Here is a 26,044-nt window from a genome sequence, read left to right as displayed (position 1 = left end):
TTTATCTCATCCCCATTTGAAATTGGGTTTATCAGATAGCCAGAGTTCAAGTTCACCACCATTTGCATAATCACGATGAGATAATCTAAAGGAATTATGATCATTCCCATTTAGGAAAGCCCTCTGTATATAACCATTTGCTTTCGAATTTCCTTTTGTAATAATTTTGAAAGTATTTCCTTTGTAATAATCTCCATTCAGTTTAATGGTAACTTCGTCAAAAACTGGGGCAGTGATATCATAAGATGGATCAATGCTAGACCCTCCGTCGATACTAAACAAGCCCATGGCCATTAGCGCGCTTACTCCTCCCATTTGCCCTTGATCTTCATCATGTCCACCATATCCTTTGTCAGGAGTAATAGCCCCATGTGCTTGTTCCTTTACTTTTCTGACCCAATATTGGCTTAGCCATGGTTTACCAGCATGGGCAAAAACATGAGCATTGGAGCAACCAGGCTGATTAGCATAACTTACATAGCCCTGATTATATCCGAACACAAAATCTTTCGCGTCGGATTTTGTAAAGGCAAAATTTAATTTATCACACAAACTATCTTGCCCCCCCATAAGTTCCGTCAGTTTATTTAAATCGTGGGAGAGGCCGAAAGTTGCTTGCCAAGCATTAGCTTCGATATATCCATTCCCGTCCAATGGATCTTCATGTAACCATGTGCCATCGCTATTTTTAGGAAGGACTAATTTCAGCTGCGGATGAAAAGAAGCGGTCCAGCCCTTCGACCTTTTCTTCAGAAAGCTGAAATCTTTCTTTCGGCCAAGTTTAGAAGCCATTTGAGACAGCGCCCAATCTTCAAAAGCCCATTGAATAGTCAATCCCGCATTACCTGGACAATATCCATTCTGATTATAGAAATCCAACTCTTTATCCATATCAAGAGCTAACATTCCTCCTTTTTGATGATTGCGCCACATCGCTTCATATCCTTTAGAAATATCCCATTTTTTGTTTAGATCTCTTTGGTACGCTGATGTAATTAAGGATGTTGCGGGACATCCAGTCATAATATAAGATTCTCCACCGCCATTAGCACCTCTTGGCAGCAATCCACTATTTTTATCATATTCAATTAGACAGGCTGCAAAATCATCCAAAACTTCCGGATAAACCAAACCCCAAAATGTATTTAAATTCCATTGCGTTAACCATAGCGCATCAAAATTGTACATATGGTGTAATACTTTCCCCCCTTTACCTCTTGATAAAGTTCTTACCGTTAACTTACTGCCAATTGTATGCGCGCCCTCTCTTCTACCGCCTTGGAAATAATCCGGATATTGTCCATTGCTATCATCCAGTTTATGTCTACCTAGCAAAGTATGCCAAACATCTGTATAAAATTTAATCTTTTGCTGATCACTTCCCCCTTTGACATCTACGCGAGAAAAATAATTATTCCACTCATTTTGGGACGTTTTACGCAATTTGTCAAAATCCCAATGTGGGACATCTGATTCCAAATTTTGTTTTGCATTATCTAAACTAACATACGAAATAGCCATTTTTATCTGGATCTGATCCCCAGCCTTTACCTTATATTTAGCCAACATTCCAGCGGTGGGTGCATCGTGATAACTCATTCCTTGATTCCTAGGTATTGAATAATTAGGTCCTTCAACTTTCCCTACATTTTCGTAGATCGCCTTATCGGACCATGCGTTCGTATCGTCAAATGGCTTATCTAATTGTATGACAAAGAATATACGAACTTTATCCGGACCACCCCACAATCTTCCCGTGGTATCGAAAAATCCAGAAATTTCTCGATCAGCAGTTCTTTCGGCATGCGCATTGATCATGGTAGTCGTAGATACATAACCTCCGAGATTAAACAAAATATTAGCAATCGCATCTTCTGAATATGTCATTCGATAGAAACTCACGCGATCGCTCGCCGTTTGTTCTACCCATGTTTTATAATCTTCTAAATAAACCCTATGATACCCAGGTTGTACAATCTCGCCATCGTGAGAAAATTTGGATTTCCAAAAATCTTCGCCTTTGGTAGGATTGACAATTCCTGTTGTGGGCATCAAGGTAAGTCCAGACAACATCCAGCAATGGACTTGAGGAAATCCAAGAATTTCAGTAGAATTATAGTTATAACCACCACCATATTGATTTTTATTTCTGGTCAATGGGGCCGCTCCAATCATTCCAAACGGCTGATTACCAGTTATGAAGAAAAAATATCGACCTCTAGCAGATTCAACATAAGGGTTTACCCAGGACACATAATCTACATATCCCTCAGGAGAGGGGTAAACTTCGATTTCCGATAACCCCAAATTAGAGCCATCTCCGTCAGTAACTTCAAATTTTATCCATTTCGTTTCCTTTGAGGGAAAATCAACGACCTTAGGGCTGCCATCATTGGGTATTTGAAATACTGGGACAGAACTCCCATCACTAAAATGAAGTATCCCGCTACCTGTATGTGATTTCGGATCTAGGCGATCATACAAGATTACCTGATTGACTTTTTTTACTTTTGTCCATTCAAGCTGTATCCACGGGTAATCGATTTCACCCCAAAATGTCATACTTGAAGTGGAGGCCCATTCTCCTCTACCTTGCACACGAATTTTTTGATCAATAATATTTGTATCCTCAAATCCTTTCTTCCAGCTGCCAGAAGATTTCACCGTCGCTTCAGTTGCAATATTGTAAGGCCCTGCAAACAATAAAAAAGGACATATAACAAAAAATATTGCCAAGAGAAAGGAGTGAACTTTTTGAGTTATCCAAAACTCAAAAGGTAATTGGTCATTTAAAAGTTTCATACAATCAAATATAAAAAAAGTATAATGTATATACATATATACATCAAGTATTTTTAATGAAAGACACTAGATTTTCATGCCCATAATTCAATATATTAACAGAACCAAATGTACAGGTTATAAAACCATAAATGACGATCTGTCTACATGATCCTACTGCAGGATAAATTTTATTTTTCTTCATCTGAAAATTTCATAAAATTATTTACTTTTGTTCAAATTAACTTATTAATGAAAAGGACTATTGCCATAATAGCCATTATTTGTCTATTAATTTCTTGTAAAAAATCAACCACCGATCCTGAAGTTGAACCTATCCAAAAAGCGATTGAACTGGAGACGCTTGTACCGGAAAGTATGGGGTCGCAGGGTACTAAATTATTGGGACGTATACTGGCACTTAACAGTGAAAAAGTTACGGAACACGGTTTTATACTGATAAGCTCAAATGGTCTAAATGCTGCTGATACGACTTGGCTAAAAATAACAGCCCAGGCCGTGGCCGGCAACAATAGCTTATTGACAGAGAATCTGACGGTTCCTCCTAGCGGCCAACCGTTTCGCGTCCAATATTATGCGCAAACAAAAGATAAAAAATATTGGGCCAATACAATTGAATTTGTACCCACTCCTATCAAAGTAAAAGCGCTTGAGGATAGCAGAGTGACTATAGGGCAGCAACTGACCGTAACTGGCGATTTTGCCAAACTTGATGACACCTTTCGTATCTATATGCGTTCTCAGAGTTCCATCGCTGCAGATCCTGTCCCCTATACGCTGAATGCCAACAAAACAAGTATTTCATTTGCTGTACCGCAAAATTTAAAGCACGGTAATGAAATTGATTTTATTCTGGCGGACAACAGGTTTATGTCCTCATTCCTGGCAAAAGTTTCTGTCCTTGGAACATTATTGCCCCCAGAAACTTATGCATATAACTATGTAGATGTCATCCGCTTTAATGGTCTGGGCCTGAGCTCGAATACAGAAGTTCCATTCCAGATCATCATTGGCAATAAAATACTTCCCTACAGTGGCGAATATCATTTAAGCGTTTTATTGAGCGGACAAAGTGGAAATGAATTTAGAATAGGTTACTTTAATGGTGCCGATACGATTATCTTTCCGAAAAAAATAAAACTGAATATCCCTTCTGAATCGGCATTTCAGTTCTATAACACCTTTGCCCATCCTGGAAGTACCCTCCGTGTGGATGCAGCAAATTTAGATCTATATTTACCATTGAGTTGGGATAAGTCAAGGGTAAATCTTGGAGGTAAAGCAGCACAGCTACAAATATTATGGGGACAAGATGACAATCTGACGATAGGAAACGTTGCTGAAGGTAGCTATCCTATTGAAATTCTTACAGATATATATAACTATACAAGCACGCAAAAACTCCGTGTTGAAAAACTCAAACCTACAGGGATGGGTGTGGGACCGGTGGAGCCAATGGGCCTAGTAAAGGTTTTTGGCAACTTTATGGAAGGTCAACGATATACAGTGGTTGAAAAAGGAGGATCCGCCTATGGTAACATTGCCCGCAATGGAAGTCTAGATGTGTATGCCATGTCAAATACAAAGGAATTCGAAATTGTAAAAATTGGATACGGCGACGACTGGACCCCCACCATCTGGGTCGATACCAATCTTAAAGTTGCGATAAAGCAAGCAACATTTACTGGGATTTCACCTTTGAGCGGTAACTACAATACTAAAATAAACTTGCAGGGGCAGAATTTAAGAGGCGCTACTGTCCACATCGGTGAGAACGTCCTTTTCCCAACGATTGATGACTATGGGAATGCCTATCTTTATATGCCCATGTACATCCTACCTGGAAAATATAAAATATCAATTTTTCAAAATGGAGAATGGTTCACTTCTGAACAGTTTTTCGAGCTAAAATATTAATAGAGATGAAACACCTATATGCACTGATTATAAGTATAATCATATGCGCTTTCTCTGCTTGTGGCGACAAAGAGCCCTTGCCCAACGAAGAAGCAATCAGTCAGGAGCCAACTGTTATTGAAACTGGTTCATTCTCCGGCATCAATGCCAATCAGGTCACGCTGCTGGCCAACGTAAAGAGCTTAAATAAGGAAACCATTTTGGATGCTGGCTTTATGGTAACCAAAATCGACGCCAATGGTAAAAAATCCACTGAAAAAAATTATAGTATAGGTAAGAATGCCCAAATTGGGGAAACATCTTTACTGCTAAAACCTACCGAAAAATTCGAACAGCGAATCAGTTATAACTATTATTTTTATATAAAAACCAACAACGCATTTTACAAAGGTGCTGAACGTAGCTTTACGCTAAATAATATTGCTTTTGACAGCCAGCCTAAAAAATATGCTTACGGTAAAGAAACGATTACTGTAACGGGTAATTTTGAAGGACTGGATTCCGATTATAGATTGAAGGCTTCGGGAGCATTTGACCTTTTTGACATCCATTATGTAAAAAGCGAGGACAAAAAATCGTTGCGTTTCGAGATTGGCCCATCGCTCAATTTAAATAAAGGTACTGAAATAGAAGTATCTCTGGTGCGCAAAGGAGAAAATCCCAATGTCTACCAACAAAAAGTGTTAGCGATTGAATTTTTGCCTAAGCTGGATCCATTGGAGAAAAAACAGTTCTATCCATCCGATATTATCCTAATGTCATCTACTAACCTCGGAAGGCTGCATGAAAATGATAGTCGAATTAAAATTTTGATCAATGATCTTGTCCTTCCATTTTCGTCTTTCATCATACTCTCTGACCATAAGACATTAAAGGGAACCAGTTTTCGGATTGGCTATTGCAATGCAAAAGATACAATGTATTTTAAGGAACCCCTACAACTAGTTTCAGCTACTGAGATGGATGCTCATATGTCTCAAACAACGATACATCCGAGTGGGGAATTTTCACTTGAATCTAGAGACATGGCTTTATTTTTCCCCGAAATGGAGATGACCATAGGTGGAAAGTCTATCACAGGCGGATACGATTATCGGAGCCATCAACTCAGCATGGCAGCTTCTCAACTTCCCATCGGAGAACATGATCTAGTCATAAAAAGTCGCTTCTACACGTATAAATATCTGCAAAAAATAAAAGTTCAGGAACTAGCTTGGACAACAATGGACCGTTCGGGCGGTTTTTGGGGAGAGACAGTAACTGCTCAGGGGAATTTTATTGCCGGTAAACCTTATGTGATATTTGATCAGGACGGAAAAAGTATAGGGAATGGCATAGCTGAAAATGGTATGCTGAAATTCCAGATCACTAATTTGTTTGATCTGGTGAAGACCGTCAGGATTGGTTATCCTAAGACCTATGATGAATATGTAATTATTGATAAGGCGTTAAATTTCACGTCCAATGGATTTACTTTCGACACCTTTTATCCTAAACGCGGAATGTCAGGCGATATCCTGACCATTGAAGGCAAAGGAATAGCCTACGCCAGCAAGTTTATGTTGGGTGACCAGGACTTACGACCAGTGATCATCAATAACAATAAGGTCACTTTTTCGATCCCAAGGATAAATGGAACCGGGAAAGTACGGATCAATTATTATATGAACGAAAAACTATACCAGAGCGATGACTATTTTGAACTCTATTAACCTGATAACGTACAGGAACATCTTACGCTATTGTGGCTTTCTTATTGCCCTGACGTTAGCATCCTGTGAAAAAACAAAAACGATCGACAATAGCAATTCAGTGGCAATCGAATTGGAGACATTGGAAGCGAAGATAATGTCGGTAAATGAAATCCAGTTTGTAGGAAATATCAACAGCCTCAACAAAGAAGAGATCCTGGATATGGGTTTTATGCTCTATGATCTCAGTAAGGACCCACAAAACCCGATTGAGATCAGTATGGGAAAAGAATCTGCCAAAGTTGGAAAGGTCGCCTATGGTTACAAAGCAAAAACCAGCTTTGTAGTGGGTCAGACCTATGGATTTAGCTTGTATGTGAAAACGAAAAAAGCCTTCTATAAGGGCGAACAGAATAGCTTCTCAGTAGACCTTATTCAAATTGATAAGGATAATATACGCTATGCGAAGATAGGTCAAAAGGCAAGGATAAAGGGGGACTTCGCGCAGCTGAACAGTAGCTACCTCATCAGCTTAGGAGCTGAATCTAGTGAAACCGTGCCCTTTGAAATTTCTAAAGATAACTCGGAGCTGTCTTTTATACTTCCTGCTACCAATAAAAATCATGGTCAGTCGCTGGAAATTTATTTGCTTCATAAAAAGGAGAATGGATCAAACCAATATAGACGAAAACTATTAACAGTAAACCTATTGGGAACCGTCAATACACCATTGCCAAATACCTATTATTATGGTGATGTATTGCCGCTCAGTGGCATCGGTATCGAAAAACCAGTAACGGGAACTCTTAAAGTTGTGATGAATGGAAAATCCGTTGAATATACCCCTGTTTTGACCTTTGCCGACTTTGGGCCATTTACGGGTAATAAGATCAAGTGGGCAATTGATTATGGGAATGAAGTGGTGGAATTTGCCGAACCGCTACAACTCAAAGTCCCCTCCCTGTCCCATCTTAAGTTTGAGCCCAATGGTTACCACCCGTATGAATCGATCTTTATTGATAATTTTGATTTTTACAAATACTATGGTGGTTCGCTCCCTGAGATTCGATTGGGAAACCATAAGATTATTGATCCTTTTTTTCAGCAATATCTGCATTTTAGTATGAATAATATACCTGAAGGTCAATACGCACTAGAGTTTGTATCGCCGATGTATACAGTCAAAAGCAGTAACATGATCACGGTAAAAAAAATTGCACTCAACCCATTACCTCGGAAAGAAGTATATCTTCTGGATAAAATGACCTTGACTGGGAGCTTTATAGCCGGACGTTCATATGTGGTCGCATTGGCCCATTCTGTAGAAGCCTATAAAGCAAAATCAGCCACTGAGCTTGATATCGTGATACCTCAGGCAGCCCCGGGCAACCATAAATTACAGATGGAGGGTGTTCTCGAACAGGACCTAAAAATATTGGAGCCCCAGTTTACGAGTATTAGCCAGAAAACTGTTTCGGTTGGTGGGAATATAACGATCAAAGGGAAAGGATTGAATGATGTCTATACGGTCTTTTTTGACAACTATGCAATCTTTCCGTCACATGTAGATGGTGAAACGCTCCAGGTGACTCCACCGTATACTTTACTTGCTGGAAAGTATAAAATAATCTTAAATTTCAATTACGATAATAAGTATTTGGATACCAACCAATACATTGAAATCCTGTAATATTATGAAGAAAATTAACCGATATTCTCTTTTTCAGATCTTTCTCTACGCAGTGATGGGCTTTGCATGGCTAGGTTGTAGCACGAAGGAAGAAATCATCCCTGATACCAAACCAATACAGATAAAGGCTCTTCTAGCAGGCAATGTTACGGCATCAATTGTGACTCTAAATGCCGAGGTACAGTATCTAAATGATGAAGTCATCTTAGACCATGGTTTTATGATCATGGGGGTAAACAATAGCAATCCTGAAAAGGTATCGCTTGGAAAGACTGTGAAAGCTGGACCAATTAATTTGGAGTATAAATCCAAATCGGTTTTTGAGCTCGATGCCTATTATTCCTATTATTACTATATACAGACTGAAAAACAGTTATACCAAAGTGACGCCATATCTTTCACGGTTAAGGACTTTTGGGTAGATCAGCAAAGTGTATTGCCGATCACCTTGGGTGACACGCTCCGTCTAACAGGAAATTTTAAGCAGCTGAACAACTACAATATAGTAAAGGTAAGCAACATGTACCCCCAAAGGGAACTCAGTATATTGCAACGCAACAATGAGTCAATAGATATTTTAATTCCTAAAGATCTGGGGAATCATGGCCAGACCATGACAATTCTCGTCAGCAAGTCTAACAACGGGCCGAACTCAAACTTTTCAAGAGAACAAAGCCTGGCTAATATCAAACTGCTTGGAAAGGTAGAATTCAGCGTGAATGGCCCTCATTATTTTGGTGATGATATTCCTTTCAAAAGTTATGGCCTCCATTGGGGCGTTTCAAATTTTAACCTTATTATCAGCAACAGAAGTCTATCGTATTTCGATGACAACGGCAAAATAAACCTTTCTGGGCTTAATATAACCCAACAGTCTATCCGTTTGGGGTATTATAATGGTGTAGATACAATTATTGCCAAACAAAAGCTTGAATTGATCCGCCCCAATCAAGACATCTTTGAAACGACAAATATTGTTGCGCATCCAAGACAGATGAATACCATGCGATTCACCGATTTATTCCGGTATTTTGGATCGGATTATTACAATATGAAAATCTTTGTAGGTGATAGTCTTTCTTCTGGACTTTCCTATTATGGTCCAGATAGCATGTATTTTCAAATGCCCAATCTGCCCGATGGTAGTTACAAAATAACTATTAATACCCCACAATACGGCAATATTGTACTTACAAAACCAATAGAAATTAAGAAGTTAAAATATGAGATCCAAAATAAAATGCCCTATTATATCGGGGATGAAATCACGCTAAAAGGAAATTTTTTAGATAATACCAACTACGTTATTAAGATAAATGACTTTGAGATCTTTAGTGGTGCTGCAAAGAATTCGATGTTAAAATTTAAACTTTGGAATGCCAACTTTGGGAAAGAAAGATTTCAAGTTGGCATTGGTGGCGGTGATTACTACCCTGTTTATCCTGATGAAGGTGAAATAATTGATGTACCGGGTATTCGTATCGATAGCTTTTCACCGGCTAGCGGATATGCTGGAGATATCCTAACGATCACAGGCAAGGGATTTGCAAATATGTACAGCATGGTAAATGTTTTCGTAGGTGATGTACCTGCAAAAGTAATTTCATACAATAACACGTCCGTCAAAATATATGTACCTATCACTATAAGGAAAGGTCTAGTACCTATACGGATGATGTACTACATTCCAAGCGGCGAAGTGGTAGCAACACAAAAATTTGAGGCAAAATAAAATAAAGAGTATTAAATATGTTCAATTTTTTCCCTATTTTGACAAAAAATCTGCATACGCCAAATATCTACATTATCTCTGGGTGCAATGGAGCAGAAAAAACAACTGCAAGTTATACTGTTCTACCTGAGATTTTAGATTGCAGGGAATTTGTAAATGCCGACACAAGATAGCAGTAGGTATTTCTCCTTTCACCACAAAGCGTAGCTGTATCAGCTGGACGAATTATTTTGGAGCGTATAGCGGAATTAATAAAGTCCAAAGTTGATTTGCATTTGAAAAAACGCTGTCCACTCAAAGCTATAAAAATTTAGTGATCGATGCTCAAAAAATGGGCTATTCAGTCACTTTACTCTATTTTTGGCTCGATTCACCTTCACTAGCTATACAACGTGTAAAGAAAAGAGTAGAAAACGGGGAACACAATATTCCATCTGATGTTATAGAAAGACGATATCATCGTGGTTTAAAAAACCTGTTTAACATCTATATTCCGATATGTGATCGCTGGTTGATTTTTGATAACATGGATTTAATACCCGGACTAGACAGGGTGGTAAATTTGGAGAATTCGTTTCAAATAGCGAAATTTGGTTAACACTAAAATCGAGATATCATAATGCACGATAAGGTAAATATTGAAGATATCAATCTTGCTGAACGAATTCGTTTAGGAGTGCAAAAGGCTTAGCCCAATAATTCTGCGGCCCTTTATCTTTTGGGATAACTATATAACGTTTTCTCATTTGATACTATCCTAATTATGTAAGTTATTGAAATGGGCATTTGTACTAGCTATTTTGTTTCGATACTAAAATATTCTTTAATTACCTTTGAAAAATCAGTTGAAGCATCCAAATTAAAAATATTGAAGTCTTTATCAATTAAGATATACCTAGGAATACCTACTACGTTATACATCGAAAGCGATCGAAAATTGCTCCACCCTTCAAAAGCAATTAACTTCTTATTTTTCAAAAAGCTCAACCATCTATTTTTATCATTATCCAATGATATAGACAAAAAGGCAGCCTTATTTTTATATGTCACTGCAAGTCGTTCGAATTCTGGCTTTTGTTCCAGACAAGGCACGCACCAAGTAGCCCATAGATCAATAAAAATAGGTTTGCCCTTAAATTCAGAAAGTTTTCGACGCTTGCCTTTTTCATCCTCAAAATCGAAATCCGAAGCTTGATTTCCCTTCATTAGACTTGAAACGGATGAAAATTTACTTAAAACGGCATTTCGATATATTTGGTTTGACATGCCATTAATATCGTTTTTTAGCTTATTTAAAAGCACTTCATCACTCGTTTTCATTGCCTTGTCAATTCCAGAACTCAGTTCGTTAAACTTGGACCATTCAAGTATTGGCTCTATTTTTTTATTGCTTTCATTGTATTTTATGATCGTATAAAGAATGTACCGATAATTGATTAAACCTAAAAAATCTTTATCTAAGAAGTTGGATGAATATTGCCTGATAACAGGAACAACCTTGGAATCGTAATCAATAAGCTCTGGAATAGAATCTATACGCTCCTTTTTATTGAACATTCTTTTATAATGTTGTCTTAAGCCAGCTAAACTATTTATGACATTGGCTTTTGTCCGAGCTTTTTCAATATATTGAAATGAGCTAGAGGTATTGGTCAGTTTCTTCAGGTCCATATTTCTTTTCTTTTCCGAAGACAAAACATAATCCAAGTTGTCTTCCAGTTTACGACGAACACTGTCTCCGCCTTCCAAAAAAGAAGCACCCTTATAATGAGGATTCCCTTTCAGATAATTCTGTATCTCCGCCCCAATACCGCTAAACTCGGAACGTGTCGGATAAGTTCCATCGATGATCATATGGATGGAATCGTTAGGTGAAATATACAAAGTATTAAAACCTATATCAAAATAAGTCGCCTTATCCAATAAAATATTGATATAAAAATGTCCAGTACTATCGGTCGGAATAAACTGGCTGTCCTTATAATTGATTAAAGCACTGATCTCGTCGGGTTTATAAAGTGTCGCCCCCTCTCCCTTATTGCCTTTAATATTTCCCATTAATATGGCATGACCGGGATTTTGCGCCAAAACCTCTCCCCGAATCTGAGCTGTATGAGCTAATTTAACAATATTATCTGTGGTCGGTGAAATTTCTTTCAACTGCGAATTGAAATTATAAATAGTATCTCCTTTGTTTATGCTTGGGTATTGCAGCGCCTTAGTATAATCCTTACCATCTATTTTAAGGGTAAGATCGGCGAACCAGGCTGTCCCCTTCCCAACGATAAAAGTTCCAATGGCAATACTTCGTGTTTCTTTTGGTTTTAATTTAAGCCTGACACCAAATGTTTCCCAGTCATGCGTTCCATTCAATTTCTGGGACTCCATATTCTCGACGTCAACTTTGGGTTTTAATTGGAGAAATAATCCTGCGAAACCATCAGGAGTTATATTCTCTGTCTTGATTTTCCCTTCGAAAGCAATTTCCTTTCCTTCTAGGTTTTCAGGGATATTCAGCATCAAAACACCTGAATACCCATTGCTATCGCGTACACTACTAATTTTTAACTGTGTCTTATCGACGTAGTTGCTATGTCTTTCAATGGAGAAAGAATAGCCTCGGGATTCTGCTAAGAACCAACCTGCCGGCAGCCCATTTTTAATAATCTGCTGATCAACGTTATAGGATTTGATCTGCTGTGCATAAGTAAAAACTGAAAGAAAAACAGTCGAAACCAAGGTCAACAGAAAAGGCAATATTACTTTCTTCATAATACAGGTTTATTATCGAATACAATATAGATAATATACTTATGTTGTAATGTTAAATAATATTAAATTAGACGTCAAACGCATTGAATTAATATAGTGCTTATTTTCAGGGTTAAAAACTTCTATTTTGAGGTACTTTCAATTCTGCCTACACTCCATAAACTAATTGTGCAAACACAGCCCTACCGCAATAGTGAGATGAACAACTGGACGCCTGTGAGTCACTCTTATTTTTACACTCAAAAGGAAGCTAAAAATTTTATAAATCGTTGACGTTTTTGACCAATGTCAACAACTATATCCTAATATAAACTGCATCTTTGACATATAAATTAATAAGCGATGAGAGAGCAACTTTTACAATTGTTACGTGAAAAAGTGGCGTTAACCGAAGAGCAGTTAGCGGAGGCCCTAACTTATTTTAAACAGCAATCGATAAAGAAAAATGACCATCTTCTCGACGAGGGATCCATTGCCGATGATCTTTTCTTTGTTGGCAAGGGCTGTTTGCGTCTATATTTTCGCAATGACGAACTATCAACGGCAACCCGATTTATGGCCTTTGAGCATACTTTTTTGACCTCTATCGTCAGCTTCATTTCTAGACAGCCAGCTACAGAATTTATCCAAGCCGTAGAAGATACGGAGGTGCTCAGCATCAGCAACACCGACTTTAACTTCTTGAGAGCAAATATGCCTGGCTGGGATAATTTTTATATTTATATCCTGGAATATGGGCTAACTGTTATAAATAATAAACTTAGCAGCTTATTAACCCAAACCGCTAAAGAACGCTATCGCGATCTATTGAAAAATAATCCTGAACTCGTACAGCGTTTGTCTAATGCTAACCTGGCGGCTTATCTAGCGATATCACCTGAAACACTAAGTAGGCTAAAATCTACTAGCTAACTAATAAAAAATGAGAAGCGACGAAGTAAAGAAGGGATACCAACGTACTCCCCATAGAGCCCTGTTTCGGGCCACAGGCGTAAATGATTACGATTTTGATAAGCCTTTTATTGGAGTGGCCAATTCCTTTATCGAAATTATACCCGGACATTTTTTTTTGAATAAGGTGGCAGAAATCATTAAAGAAGAAATCAGGGCAAATGGATGTGTTCCTTTTGAGTTTAATACAATCGGTATAGACGATGGTATCGCTATGGGGCACGATGGCATGTTGTACTCGCTCCCTAGCCGAGAGTTGATCGCCAATTCAATTGAAAGCGTCATGAATGCGCACAAATTGGATGCGATGATAGCTATCCCTAACTGCGATAAGATTGTACCCGGGATGATTATGGGTGCACTACGCGTAGATGTGCCCACGATCTTTGTTAGTGGAGGCCCCATGCGAAAAGGATATACCAAAGATGGTACTGCAATTGACCTGTCTACAGCTTTTGAGGCTGTGGGCAAACACGAAGCAGGCATAATTAGTGACGAAGAGCTCAAAGACATCGAGTGTAATGCATGCCCCAGTGGCGGTAGCTGCTCGGGTATGTTTACAGCAAATTCCATGAACACGCTGATGGAAGCTATGGGTATTGCATTACCCGGTAACGGTACCATACTGGCATTAACACCGGAACGCGAAAATCTATATCGGGAATCAGCCAGGAGGATCTGTGAAATCGCCAAAGACGATCAGCTTTCCAAACAATTCAAACTTAAAAATATCATCAATGAAAGAGCCATCCAGAATGCTTTTGCGGTAGACATGGCCATGGGCGGTAGTACCAATACCGTCCTTCATATGCTTGCTATAGCGCACGAAGCGGATATAGATTTTCAGCTTAGGGACATTAATTCAATATCAGATCAAGTAGCGCACATCGCAAAAATATCGCCCAGTTTAAGTACCGTTCACATGGAAGATGTCCATCGCGCCGGAGGCGTAAATGCTGTAATGAACGAAATGACCAAGCGCAGCAACAATGTCCTTCTGGATAATATGACGGTCGGTGGCGAAATGTTATTCAAAAAGATTGCAAATGCAGCGATCAAAGATTCAACAATCATACATACAATACACAATCCATACAGCCCTGTTGGAGGACTGGCAATTCTATTCGGAAATCTTGCAGAGCAGGGAGCAGTGGTAAAATCTGCAGGAATCACGGGCGAAAAGAAATTTAGCGGGACTGCGGTTTGCTACGATAGTCAAGAGGAGGCCATAGTAGGCATCCTCGCCGGTGATACCAAAGCTGGCGATGTTGTGGTGATACGTTACGAAGGTCCCAAAGGTGGCCCGGGGATGCAGGAAATGTTGACACCTACAAGTCTGATCGTGGGAATGGGATTGGGCAGTTCTGTAGCGTTGGTAACAGATGGCCGATTTAGCGGAGCTACTCGCGGAATAGCTATAGGACATGTCTCACCTGAGGCTGCTGAAGGCGGATTGATTGGATTACTAAAAAACGGAGATCGCATCCTTATTGATGTTGACAGACATATACTTTCAGCTGATATTAGCCAAGAAGAGATCCAACTGCGTAGAAAAAATTTTACTCCGGTCAGAAAAAAACTGAATTCTAAATGGTTAAGTCAATATCGGCAGCTGGTTAGCAATGCAAGCAGTGGGGCTATATTAAATTGTGATTTTTGAAAATAAAACCGTTACAGTTTAGCAAATTGACCTCATAGGCTAATTCTAATTTATTTAGTGAAATACGGAAGTTCCCCTTCTTGGGGATCTGTCATCAAGCTGATCAGAAAAATGACTTTCGTTTTCCTTTGAACCAATGGCTGTTTGCGGCTTGCAATAATAGCAACTCCATCGTGCATGGTACTTTTTGTATCCAGATATACTCTTCCTAGATCAAGGACTTCTTGGTTCAGGTTTATAGCACCGGAATTATAGTCATTAGAACCGATATAATTGGTAAATGGCAATCTAAAATATTTAGGAAGCTATTCTATTTTTAGTCTCATGGATAAACTGTAGGGCTCAAATCCCTCGTGCAGGTACAGTGCAGTGGCTGAAGTATTTTTAGACAAGACACTTAACTCCAGATAGTCTGCTTCGTTTTCCTTTGCCCACATTTTAACGCGATCAATCAATGCTTTACCAATTCCTATTCCGCGCATATCCATATCAACAACAATGTCCATTAAATACATACATTTCAAGGGTACGAAACAATTGTAAGGCGGGCTCTCCTGTAATTGTGTAATTACAATTCCTTTTACCTCACCATCTGCTTCATATACAAAGGCTGTAAACTGATCTTCTCCGGCAATGACTCTTTGCAAAAAACTTTCGTCCTGATGTGCCGTCTGCAAATAATAGGGTTCATGATGTGCCAACTGTTCAAAGAGTTGGAAATAAAGGCTTTTTATCTTTGGTAGATCTGCCTGTATTGCTTTTCTAATGTTCATATTTTTACTATTCAACAATTGTCACTTTTCTGTTTTGAATGTTTGTTTAAGTTGCGAGGTGTATCCATAATGATTTGTTTATACCATAGGTGCTGGTTCGCGTTATATTTATTTACCCAGTAATTGTGTCAATCAAAGGTTTGTCAAAGTGTAATGCTTTCAAAATTTTTATCGCTTTTGCTTTATCGTCAATTAAAGCCTTCTCATACTCAAATACTAGTCCGCTAATAGATAATCTCTCGTTGCCTGTTAGTCCATCAAAACTCATACATTTCTCTGATATGATATAATTAATCCACTGTTCTTTAATAAACTGCTGTAAATGTCCAAATGCTGGCTTTCCCCCTTCTCTGCCCTTTACCATTGTTGGAATAATAAAGTCTTGTTGACAATGTATAGGTTGGTCTGCAATTATTATCCAATCCTCTTCATTGATAGCATACTCTTCAATGCAACATGCACTTGCGTCCTCCATCGTGGAAAAGAAATGATCCCAATCTGCAGAACTGTCCCCTAAGCTGTAATATCCAAAAAGATAAACTCCGCCTTTTGCCTGACAAAGCATCAGCTTTTTTGTTTTTCCGTCTATGTCTTTAAATACTACTTTTCTCATTATATTTTTAAAAGTGAATGTCTTACTATGGGAAAAAGTAATTCTACCAGATATTTTTTTGGTTCGTTTGCTACAATATAATTATATATAATATTTTAACCAAGCTTTGAAATAGGGCTGTAGCTTTTCGCTTAAATTTATCATCCGCCATTCCCGATCAACTCCTTTCTCCAGCTATAATATTTCGAGGATACCAACATGTAGTGCGATATTGATGATTTCACAATTATGACTCTGCCCAATAAAATTAATGTAGTCAAAGGGATCTTGCACGAAAAGAGGTCATTAAAACTACATAATTGAATTGTTATAAAAAAGGTCGATTTACATCTTTTTAAAGATTTTTAATCAATGGCAGCTCATGCTTCAAAATCTCCTTTTGATCATATTTTAGCTATTTTGGTAACAAGTAAAGCTTTTGTAGTTTTAAAGTTCGTCAAACGATACATTGATATATTGTTTTTGATAAATGGAAATATCAAAAGTATCATGACTTTTTAACGTGTTCAATACTTCCGTTTGAAAGGTAAGTTCTTTTTCTAAGAGATTATTCCAATATTCAGGACTATCTGAAAAATTTTCATAGTAATCCAATGCGTTGATAATTCCATAAAATAATCTTTCTAAACTTTTTACATCATCTAAGTCGGACGTGGCGTCAGCAAAGGCTTCCAATATAAAAACTTCAATAGGTTCGGCCTCTTCAAAATCATCTGCATATTCATCGGTTTCAGCGTTGCTTTTTTCAATCGCTCTTCGATAATGTTCTACATTTTTATTTTTAATGTCAGCAAGTAATTTGTTTTTATCAATATCAATTTGGATATACTTTTTAAAACCTCTTCAAAATTGGGTAACAGAAAGTAAAAACCAAATACAGCTAACTTCAATTTCGCCTTTTGTTCGGTTGAAAGTTTTCTAAGGTCTGCGCCTAGGCTTTCATAATGTTGTTGGATGTGTTTTACTATGTCCATTGTGTGTATTTAAATTTAGTTCCATTTTAGGATCCTTGAGTATCCCTAATTTTTCGGTTCCTAATACTCCATCGAAAAAGTGATTCTCATAATTTCTATAAAGGTTTTTTATTCAAGTATATACAAAATAAAAATGATAGTGTTATTATATTTACAATCCGCCGGGTTTCTTTTCAGATCCGTGCGTATTCAAACATTAAGCGTTATCGATAAAATAAGATAATTCAAGCTATACTCCCCGGTAACCATCTCCTATTTTAACAAATCTTTAAAGTTTTTTTACAGTATCTCTAATCTTATCATAATATGAGATTCTCTTTGTTTTTATTTGATCTTCTTTTGCAATGAATATAGTATTAAATGTCTCTACAGCAGCGTTATTGAATACATAGAAGCTATTGGTTACCTACTCTATATGCCTATGTGGATTGGCATGTACCATGACACCGTCTATATCTAAAAAGAAAATCATAAGGCACTAAGCTAATAATCAATTTGGCACTTCCACTCCACCCGTTAGCAATTTAATAATAAAAAATATTAGCCATAGATTGATAGCCCAGCCTTGTAAATTCAACGTATAAGCCATAGCATGAAACAGTTTAATAAATATGGTTTTTCATGTGCTATGGGTTCGAAACTACGAGAACTTGTGGAAACTCAACTTTCTAATGAACTGAATGCATTATTGGACACGAGCATCAAATTTGATTTTGACCGGTCGGAATCCTGTATCGAAGAGCATGATGGAATGTTTCTGGATGGTCACCTTGAAAATTATTCGGGCATTATACTGACTGACAAACAAGCATCAATTAAAGCAGATAAAGATTTTGGAATGAAACTGGAAATAATTGAAAAAGGTCAAAAATAGTGATGAGCCAAAAAGTATCAGTTAAAAGACTGCCTGAATATTGATGGTGATACATTCATTTTTGCCTTAAATAATTTACTGAATGATTGTGGATGTTCGAAACCTAACTGGTATGCGATTTCACTAATGGAACTTTCGGTAGTGGACAGCTTTTCCTTAGCTTTATCAATCAGTTTATTATGTATGTGCTGTTGAGCACTTTGCCCGGTCAAGGAGCGAAGCATATCGCTCAAATAACTTGGGGATGTATTCAGGTGTTCAGCAAGATCGTGTACGGTCGGCAGTGCCCTGCCCAATAGTTCCATACTATTGAAATGATTATCCAAAAAGTCCTCCATTCTAATTAAAAGGTCGTTATTTACTATTTTTCTCGTGATAAACTGCCTTTTGTAGAAACGGTTGCAGTAATTCAGCAACAAATCAAGCTGGGAAATAATTACCTCATGGCTCAACTCATCCATCCTGCTTTTTAATTCATCATCAATTATTTTAAAGATTGACATGATCGTTTGCTTTTCATGTTCAGATAGATGAAGTGCCTCATTGGTGGCATAAGAAAAGAATCCATGCTGTTTTATTTTCTTTGCCAACGGATAGGATAATAAAAAATCTGGATGAATGGATAAAACGTAACCTGATTTGGTACTACGTGGTGGGGCTTCGAAGATCTGATGCGGAGCTGAAAATATCAATCCTCCTTCGGCGAAGTCATAGTAACTTTGCCCATATCTTGCCTTTCCTTGCATATCCGGTTTATATATGATCTGATAGAAATCTGTCATAAACGAGGTAAAGGATTCATCCGGATCAATATGATTAACACCGATATCAATGAGGCTCACCATCGGATGAAAGGGCATCACCTGCCCCAACGTCCGATGAAAGTCTGACAAAGATTTAAATTTGCGAAGTAAGCCTTCTTCCTTTTCCATGTTATAAATTTAACCGATTTTTTTATGTCTAAAAAGCAACTATACCAGTTTCTGGGTTGATCTCTTCGGATATAAATTTCCCTGTCGGTCCTTCCTCCCCGATCATAGCATATTTCAAAATACGTTTGCCTGCTTCCTCAACACGACCTGTACCCCGGTGGTTGTTAAAATCTGTTGCTGTAAAACCTGGGTCAACAGCGTTTACCTTAAACGCTGTGTCGCGCAGTTCTAGGGCAAGTGCAATCGTGTACATATTGAGTGCTGCTTTTGATGGGCCATAAATACCGCCAACATAATCGCGGTATTGAAAATCAGGATTGCTACAGAGCGTCATGGATGCCATACCGGAGGTCACATTAACTATACGTGGTTGCGAAGAATTTTTCAACAGATCGATAAATGCCTTTGTGGTTCTTACAGCTCCATAGAGGTTGACATTAAACACTTCGTGCAAAACGTTAAGATCTACAGACGCTGGTTTCTGTGGCATCCCGCCACTTATTCCTGCATTATTAATAAGAACATCTAATATTTCTGTTTTTCCGCCAATTTCTTTTCGCGCCGCATCTACCGATGCTTGGTCCGTGATGTCGATCTGGATAGCTTCAACATTACGCAACCCCTCTGATTTTAACTTTTCAACGGATTGCTGGCCATTCTTCAAATTACGGGTTCCTAAATAAACATAATACCCGTTCTGTATCAATTGGCGAGCAGTCTCGTAACCAATACTTTTGTTCGCTCCTGTAATAAATACGTTCTTCATTTCTTTAAATTTAATGATGAAACAAAGTTCTGAAAACCGTTTTCTCAGGACGTAGCCAAAATGAGAAATTGCTAAGCCAAAACAATTTTTATCATTTTAAATTCCAAATTCGGCTAAGAAATATGAGACGAAACTGTCTATTATTCGCTGGTCATCCTAAAGCGACTGCAATCATTTTCAAGTTTTTATAAAATTATATATATTGGATTTGAAATAAAGGCTATTCATACTTAACCAATATCTTATGGGAAACATATTTGACGACGAAAAGTTTATACCCTTATGAAGGGCAATAAAAGAGCATTTCAAAAATCATTATGACAGCGTATTCATCGCATTTCTCCCATTCTTTCAACTTGACAGAAAGGAAACTGATAAAGCTAATCTAAAAAAAGCTAGGTTACTATCGCATGAAGAAGCGCTGAAGGAGATTGATTTATTAAAAAAACTTCCCGAAGCGAATAGGGATATCTATAGTTACGACAATAACCGATACCCCGCCGATGAAGATTTTTAGGAAGGGTAAAGCAATTCCTTCGAAAAATATCGTGAATGGCCCAGCCCTGACGGACTATGCGGAACTTAATACGGCTCTAAGGACTTCAACAGGTGTGCTAAACCGAAATTTCACAAGACCGGACCTCATGGAAAAGCTTAACAATTATGCAGACAGCGAAAGTATTATTTCCCCATGCTTATCAATAAGCTCTCCCACCTTTTCAATAACATGACGCTCGATCTCCGCCAAAGCCTTACCCTCCCAAGGTTTAAAATTATACCAATAGGCTGTCACTTCGCTTGTGGTCATACGGCTTGTGATCGATGAATGTACGTCGGTCACCTGGATACCTAAGTCTCCAAAGACTTCTCTTTCAGCAATTCTCCAAAATGGTTCCGCATCGATCAATAGGCCGTCCATATCAAAGATTACCGCCTCTACCATAAGCTGTTCTTTCTTGTTTCGAATCGTTCATATAGATCAGGCAGACAGATGGTAAAGCAATCTCGTCAAATTCCCATGGCCCGGCCTCTCTCAAGAACCCTTTGTTTTCAAAAAATTCTATCATAGGATTACCAAGATATTCATTGATCCAAATCCCATCAACATGTTTACTTATGGAAAAGCATTTCTGAAATAATGATTCACGGATCTCGTCTTGGGAAAATTTCCGAAGGATCGAAAAATCACCGATCCGTATTGAGCGCCTTTCTTTAAGTGCTTGTGGCACCTTGCCTCTGGAAGTAACTTTTGCATAGCCCACCGCCTTATCATCGACATATACAACAAGCCATTGGTTGGACATGCTGTTTATTTCACTGATAAAATATTTTCTATCATAATATTTCTCTATGTACAACTGAACAGATGCCTTATCAAGTATTGAACTGAACTTTTCTGTTGCTAGCTCCTTTATCAATTCCAGTAGAATATCTACTGATTCATCTGTGGCAAGTGCAAATTTGGTAACTATATTCATTTTTTCCTTAAAAGTTTAAACAAATTTATGAAGGATACATCAATAGCAATAGTACACATGATGTAAATACAGCCAGTACAGATGGTTTTATTTCACCGATCGGTAGAACATGGATTATGCCCTAAACGTCGGCCGTTTTCTAAGTTTTTTAAGTGTTTTTAGGTAAATAGTATTAGCCAATTACAGTGTATTCCATGGTTTTATACAAAAACATGGAAGACATGCGGGATTCAGGGATTCAGATTCGGTAAGATAAACCGATGCAGAATTTAACTGAGCCGCTTTCCCAACTGCCTGATCGCTTCGATCCGCTTTGGAGTGAAGGTATCTGCAAAAACAAGCCTGAAATATTGGTCAAAGGTTGCAGAAAATGAAAATGTAGACCCGGGTGTAAACCGCACACCAATTTCCTCACATAGCTCGTAAAAGAATTTCATGTCGATATCTTGTGGCATCCTTACCCAAAGATTATATCCCCCCAAAGGTGTAGCCATAGCGATGTCCTCAGGAAAATGAGCAGACAACAGATTAATGGCGAAGTGCGCATTTTTTGCCAGTTGCATGCGGAAGGACCTTAAATGGCGATCATAACTGCTGCCTGCTATCAAACGGCTTACAGTTTCCTGATACAGTGGCGAAACACTGCTTCCCAGTGCAAATTTTATCTGCTCGGCACGCTCTGTAAACTTACCAGAGCTCAGCCATCCGAGCCTGATCCCGGGAGCCAATGTCTTTGCATAGGATGAATAAGTCATTACCAGTCCGCTCTCATCGTAACTTTTTATGGTATTGGGCCGCTGGCCAGAAAAATACAGGTCGCCATAAATATCGTTTTCTATTACAGCCACATTATGTTGCTGGGCAGTTTTAAGCAGCAGCATTTTCTTCTCATCGCTTAATAAGGTTCCGGTTGGATTATGAAAATTCGGGGTAACGACCACGGCCTTTATCGTCTTTACCTCAATGGCTTTTCTGAAAAATTCAACATCAAAACCAAGCACCGGATCAACAGGAATCTCTATAACCTTGAGCCCGAGCACCCTGATGACTTCAAGTACAGAAAATACAGACGGGCTTTCCAGTGCGATCACGTCTCCCCGCTCACATGTCGCGGAAAGAGCAATGTATAGCGCCTGCAATGCTCCATCCGTGATGAGCAGTTCATCAGTGCTGATCATGGTGTAGTAAGAGGCAGCTCGCTTGGCAATATGATCCTTCAACGCCAGGAGCCCACTTGTCGGATAATAGCGCAATAGACCTGCTCCCTGTTCCCTGATCACCTGCTGCATCGTCCTTAGCAATAACTTTTGCGGGATAATGAGGTCACCGGGAGCAGCTACATTGAATTCCGAAATTTTCCTGCCCATCCGCAGCGAAGTGGTGAGTGCAAGATGATTGCTGAAAATAGCATCTCTTATAACAGGTTTTTGCAAGCCTGTGACGGGTGTTGCTTTTGAAAGCGTATTGCGAACGTAATAGCCTGATTTTGGAATACTTTCAACCGATCCGCTAAGTAACAGATGCTCATAGCCCATCTGTACAGTACTGGAACTGAGCTGATATTTTTCCTTTATTTCCCTGACCGATGGCAACTTATGCCCAGGCTTGAAAATACCGTTCTTGATATTTTTTTCGATTTCATTGGTAAATATTTCAAACTTATAGGCCTTCATCTGTATCGGTTGTTTTGATTTTAACTGTACCTGTACCGCAAAGATAATCTTTTTAATTTTGACCAAAGATTGAAAGAGTTCTAAAGAAGAGATCATTATTCAACCAATAACCATCTTGAGCAAAAACTCACGCATCGTTTTAACTTGCTAATTAAATAATACAATGAATACAACTAAAAATATCGGACAAAATATTGGTTCACCAGACCTTCAGATTCCTTCTTTCTTCTTGGTAGCGATTCTCTCTCTGGGAACATTCATAATCTTTTTTCAGGGATTCATGGTTGCTCCTATTCTTCCCCAGCTGTCCGGACTTTTTCATGTTACAATACAGCACGTCAGTTTTATCGAACCGGCATATCTGTTGAGCTATGGGGTTTCGACATTGTTTTATGCTCCCTTGTCAGACGGATATGGACGATTTCCGGTGATTGTCTTTTCTTTATCCGGGTTCATTGTAATAACGGCCTTGACTGGTTTCGCAAACAGCATTGATCAGCTTATCTTTCTCAGGTTGCTGACAGGTCTTATTGCCGGTGGAGTCGCTCCTACAACCATAGGTTGGATCGGCGACCGTTTTCCCTATGAGAAAAGAGGACATGCCTTGGGCCTATTTTTTGGTTTCATGGCGGCGGGCACAGCATTTGGTTCAAGTGCCGGAGCACTTTTGACTGCCTATGTGGGATGGAGATCGCTATTTTGGATCGTTGCAACGCTGGGAATAATCATTTTGGTGTTTCTTCTTTTTAAGCGTAAAAAATTTCTACAGCAACATCATCAAAATACAGGGTCATTCAAGAATATGATCACTGCATACTTTGACATACTCAAATTGCCAAGAGCGCGCCGCACCTATACTTTTGTGCTGCTGAATTCCATGTTTCATAGCGGTATCTTTGCATGGACCGGATATTTCTTTTTTAAAAATTATCAGCTTGATGAAAAAGGTGTAGGGTTGGCGCTGCTGGGATACGGAATACCTGGTCTTTTTTTAGGACCATACTTAGGGAAAATGGCTGACCGATATGGACGTAACAAGATTATCCCAATAGGAATCACCCTCGGGGCATTATCCGTTGTACTCCTGTCAATGCAATATCCATTAATGGCTTCCTGTCTATTGGTTGCCACCCTTTCCCTGGCCTTTGATATGACACATCCTCTTTTCGCAGCAATTATTACGACACTTTCTGAGCGCAAAGGGGTTGCGATCGGCCTATTCGCATTTGTCATGTTCATGGGCTATGGACTCGGAAGCCTGATACTCAGTCTCATTATAAATCTTGGTATCAACCAAAGTTTTCAGGTCTTTGGATTTTGCGCCGCAGCAGGCGCAGTGATATCCGTTCTTACGTTCAAAAATGAAAAATAACTTCTCTGATTAATCATTTCGTACCTTCAATTTTATTGATATGTACATTTTTATGAGGCTGTAAAGTAAGAACTGTACTATCAGAAGTAGCGTTTTACCGTATTATTTCGTACTAAATAGATCGGGACTTATTATTAACGAACCTTTTAAAAAGTTATGAAAAAATCAACCATCTATACTTTTATCTATAAAAAATTGAAACAAAGTTTTAATACCAGTGCAGCCATAATTGTTTTTATTGCACTCGTTGGATTTGTTTTTCAATCCTGTAACAAAGATAATGCTCCGAACGATGCTAAAGACACATCGACAATCCCGAGGATGGAAGATGTATTAGAGGGGAATGATCGAAGCCTGATTGACTTACTGCATAAAATAAGAGGTAGCGTAGGAACCAGAGGACCAGCCTCGAAAACAATCTGGAGCAGAAAAAATAATTATTTTATTGGGCTGTATATAAGTGCTAATCATGTTTACAACCTATCTGGCTGGAGATCGAGGGATGCTGAATTCTTTGATCTATTGGCAGAAAATATCGGTATTTTCGAAACTTCACAAATTCCTCAAATTAACGGAAATATCAATTTGGGGGACATACTAATAGCTGATTTTCCCCTTATGCATTTCGATATCTCTCCAAAGGCCACCAACACCACGATAGCACCTTCCGAAGATTTTTACCTAGGTGTTATCGACAATCAACGCATCAAAAGAGGGCCGTTACCCCGTTATCCTGATTTCGTACAGACAGCTGAGGAGCTACAATTGTATGACCCAAATGATCGCACAACTGCACTTGAAACCTGGAGCATTCCGGTCGCAGGTGAAAAAGCCATCGCTGTCGGATATCCCCAGGATAGAGCTAGTTATCCAAATGGAGCCGTAGTCTACGGGAAAATACTATCGGATATAGAAGCAAGAGATATCATCCAGAAACTGATTTCTGCCGGAGACTCCGAAGGTGATATTCCCTATCGTCCGGAAGCAGAGTTTTTTATAGAAGTTCAGACCATAGCCGGTATGAGCGGTGGTGGGGTGTTCAATTCAGCCGGACAATTATTGGGTATTATGGTGAGAGCGAGCGAAAAGAAAAATGCTCCCAAAATCACCAGGGTAGTGAAGACAGCCTATATCCAATCTAAAATGGTGGAACTCTATAATACATTATCTGAAGCTGACAAAATTAAATTAAGACCCTTCATAAGTGGCGAATTGTAAAAATTGCAGACCATCTAAAAAATGGTATCGAATTTGGAGTAGTGTAAACCCTCAAAAAGTATGTAACACAAACAGGTGTTTATGTTGGACCGTTGCTAAAATCATTTCGGAAATCATACTTTTCAGGCGTAAAAGAAAACTCGTTGCAACCTACTT

At 38.6% G+C, this 26,044-nt stretch carries 21 protein-coding genes; 10 read left to right on the top strand and 11 right to left on the bottom strand.

Annotated features, from left to right (window positions below; translation table 11 throughout):
- Positions 1 to 6: 6 nt before the first annotated feature.
- Positions 7 to 2,802: a GH92 family glycosyl hydrolase gene (locus tag HMAT_RS04695; protein WP_104381634.1), complete on the bottom strand. Its 2,796-nt coding sequence runs from the start codon at positions 2,800 to 2,802 to the stop codon at positions 7 to 9.
- Positions 2,803 to 3,033: 231 nt separating this feature from the next.
- Here HMAT_RS04695 and HMAT_RS04690 point away from each other — a divergent pair, with 231 nt between their 5' ends.
- Genes HMAT_RS04690 through HMAT_RS04675 form a run of 4 tightly spaced genes read left to right on the top strand, consistent with a single transcriptional unit; the run spans position 3,034 to position 9,832 of the window.
- On the top strand, positions 3,034 to 4,719 hold the full coding sequence (locus HMAT_RS04690; protein ID WP_158655619.1) for a hypothetical protein: 1,686 nt from the start codon (positions 3,034 to 3,036) through the stop codon (positions 4,717 to 4,719).
- A 5-nt stretch (positions 4,720 to 4,724) separates the two neighbouring features.
- Positions 4,725 to 6,431 (top strand): hypothetical protein, encoded by a 1,707-nt coding sequence (locus HMAT_RS04685; protein WP_104381632.1) that lies wholly within the window; start codon positions 4,725 to 4,727, stop codon positions 6,429 to 6,431.
- Positions 6,409 to 8,100: an IPT/TIG domain-containing protein gene (locus tag HMAT_RS04680; RefSeq protein ID WP_104381631.1), complete on the top strand. Its 1,692-nt coding sequence runs from the start codon at positions 6,409 to 6,411 to the stop codon at positions 8,098 to 8,100. The genes HMAT_RS04685 and HMAT_RS04680 overlap by 23 nt, the downstream gene beginning before the upstream one ends.
- Positions 8,101 to 8,104: 4 nt before the next feature.
- Positions 8,105 to 9,832 (top strand): IPT/TIG domain-containing protein, encoded by a 1,728-nt coding sequence (locus tag HMAT_RS04675; RefSeq protein ID WP_104381630.1) that lies wholly within the window; start codon positions 8,105 to 8,107, stop codon positions 9,830 to 9,832.
- A gap of 795 nt (positions 9,833 to 10,627) precedes the next feature.
- On the opposite strand, the gene HMAT_RS04665 is transcribed toward HMAT_RS04675, so the two are convergent.
- The gene (locus HMAT_RS04665; protein ID WP_104381628.1) at positions 10,628 to 12,604 is read right to left on the bottom strand and encodes a TlpA disulfide reductase family protein; all 1,977 of its coding nucleotides are present in this window, start codon (positions 12,602 to 12,604) and stop codon (positions 10,628 to 10,630) included.
- Positions 12,605 to 12,946: 342 nt separating this feature from the next.
- Here HMAT_RS04665 and HMAT_RS04660 point away from each other — a divergent pair, with 342 nt between their 5' ends.
- Positions 12,947 to 13,516 carry a Crp/Fnr family transcriptional regulator gene (locus tag HMAT_RS04660; protein WP_104381627.1) on the top strand — a complete coding sequence of 190 codons (570 nt, stop codon included), beginning with the start codon at positions 12,947 to 12,949 and terminating at the stop codon, positions 13,514 to 13,516.
- A gap of 10 nt (positions 13,517 to 13,526) precedes the next feature.
- Positions 13,527 to 15,215, top strand: a complete 1,689-nt coding sequence (gene ilvD, locus HMAT_RS04655) for a dihydroxy-acid dehydratase (protein ID WP_104381626.1) — start codon at positions 13,527 to 13,529, stop codon at positions 15,213 to 15,215.
- Positions 15,216 to 15,265: 50 nt separating this feature from the next.
- Here ilvD and HMAT_RS04650 read toward each other — a convergent pair whose 3' ends face one another.
- The 4 genes from HMAT_RS04650 to HMAT_RS04635 all read right to left on the bottom strand — a co-directional run bounded on the left by HMAT_RS04650 (position 15,266) and on the right by HMAT_RS04635 (position 17,276).
- Complete coding sequence (locus HMAT_RS04650) at positions 15,266 to 15,502, bottom strand: hypothetical protein (RefSeq protein WP_104381625.1); 237 nt, start codon at positions 15,500 to 15,502, stop codon at positions 15,266 to 15,268.
- Between the two features lie 18 nt (positions 15,503 to 15,520).
- Entirely contained in the window at positions 15,521 to 15,988 is a 468-nt protein-coding gene (locus HMAT_RS04645; protein WP_104381624.1) for a GNAT family N-acetyltransferase, read from the bottom strand.
- Positions 15,989 to 16,100: 112 nt separating this feature from the next.
- Positions 16,101 to 16,601, bottom strand: coding sequence for a hypothetical protein (locus tag HMAT_RS04640; RefSeq protein WP_104381623.1), 501 nt, complete (start codon positions 16,599 to 16,601; stop codon positions 16,101 to 16,103).
- Between the two features lie 426 nt (positions 16,602 to 17,027).
- Positions 17,028 to 17,276 (bottom strand): hypothetical protein, encoded by a 249-nt coding sequence (locus HMAT_RS04635; RefSeq protein ID WP_104381622.1) that lies wholly within the window; start codon positions 17,274 to 17,276, stop codon positions 17,028 to 17,030.
- Positions 17,277 to 18,167: 891 nt separating this feature from the next.
- On the opposite strand from HMAT_RS04635, the gene HMAT_RS04625 reads away from it, so the two are divergent.
- Positions 18,168 to 18,449 (top strand): hypothetical protein, encoded by a 282-nt coding sequence (locus tag HMAT_RS04625; protein WP_104381620.1) that lies wholly within the window; start codon positions 18,168 to 18,170, stop codon positions 18,447 to 18,449.
- 17 nt (positions 18,450 to 18,466) lie between these two features.
- On the opposite strand, the gene HMAT_RS04620 is transcribed toward HMAT_RS04625, so the two are convergent.
- Positions 18,467 to 19,381 carry an AraC family transcriptional regulator gene (locus tag HMAT_RS04620; protein ID WP_104381619.1) on the bottom strand — a complete coding sequence of 305 codons (915 nt, stop codon included), beginning with the start codon at positions 19,379 to 19,381 and terminating at the stop codon, positions 18,467 to 18,469.
- A gap of 28 nt (positions 19,382 to 19,409) precedes the next feature.
- Positions 19,410 to 20,147 carry an SDR family oxidoreductase gene (locus HMAT_RS04615; protein ID WP_104381618.1) on the bottom strand — a complete coding sequence of 246 codons (738 nt, stop codon included), beginning with the start codon at positions 20,145 to 20,147 and terminating at the stop codon, positions 19,410 to 19,412.
- A gap of 503 nt (positions 20,148 to 20,650) precedes the next feature.
- Between HMAT_RS04615 and HMAT_RS27685 the strand changes: the two genes are divergently transcribed.
- Positions 20,651 to 20,878 (top strand): DUF2711 family protein, encoded by a 228-nt coding sequence (locus HMAT_RS27685; RefSeq protein WP_104381617.1) that lies wholly within the window; start codon positions 20,651 to 20,653, stop codon positions 20,876 to 20,878.
- Here the strand turns inward: HMAT_RS27685 and HMAT_RS26950 are convergent.
- The 3 genes from HMAT_RS26950 to HMAT_RS04600 form a co-directional block, all read right to left on the bottom strand.
- Positions 20,809 to 21,090 carry a hypothetical protein gene (locus HMAT_RS26950; protein ID WP_158655618.1) on the bottom strand — a complete coding sequence of 94 codons (282 nt, stop codon included), beginning with the start codon at positions 21,088 to 21,090 and terminating at the stop codon, positions 20,809 to 20,811. The two genes, HMAT_RS27685 and HMAT_RS26950, sit on opposite strands and share 70 nt — an antisense overlap.
- Entirely contained in the window at positions 21,068 to 21,625 is a 558-nt protein-coding gene (locus HMAT_RS04605; RefSeq protein WP_104381616.1) for an N-acetyltransferase, read from the bottom strand. Before HMAT_RS04605 ends, HMAT_RS26950 begins: the two co-directional genes overlap by 23 nt.
- Before the next feature lie 269 nt (positions 21,626 to 21,894).
- A complete protein-coding gene (locus tag HMAT_RS04600) occupies positions 21,895 to 23,394 on the bottom strand; it encodes a PLP-dependent aminotransferase family protein (protein ID WP_233789106.1) in 1,500 nt (499 codons plus the stop codon).
- 67 nt (positions 23,395 to 23,461) lie between these two features.
- Here HMAT_RS04600 and HMAT_RS04595 point away from each other — a divergent pair, with 67 nt between their 5' ends.
- On the top strand, positions 23,462 to 24,670 hold the full coding sequence (locus HMAT_RS04595) for an MFS transporter (protein WP_104381615.1): 1,209 nt from the start codon (positions 23,462 to 23,464) through the stop codon (positions 24,668 to 24,670).
- A 156-nt stretch (positions 24,671 to 24,826) separates the two neighbouring features.
- Entirely contained in the window at positions 24,827 to 25,888 is a 1,062-nt protein-coding gene (locus HMAT_RS04590; protein ID WP_104381614.1) for a serine protease, read from the top strand.
- The last annotated feature ends 156 nt before the right edge of the window (positions 25,889 to 26,044 follow it).

Origin of the sequence: Sphingobacterium sp. HMA12 (genome assembly GCF_002933815.1) — a bacterium.
Classification (GTDB): Bacteria; Bacteroidota; Bacteroidia; order Sphingobacteriales; family Sphingobacteriaceae; genus Sphingobacterium.
Note: the sequence above shows the minus strand (reverse complement) of the source record. Positions and strands in the feature narration are given on the sequence as shown.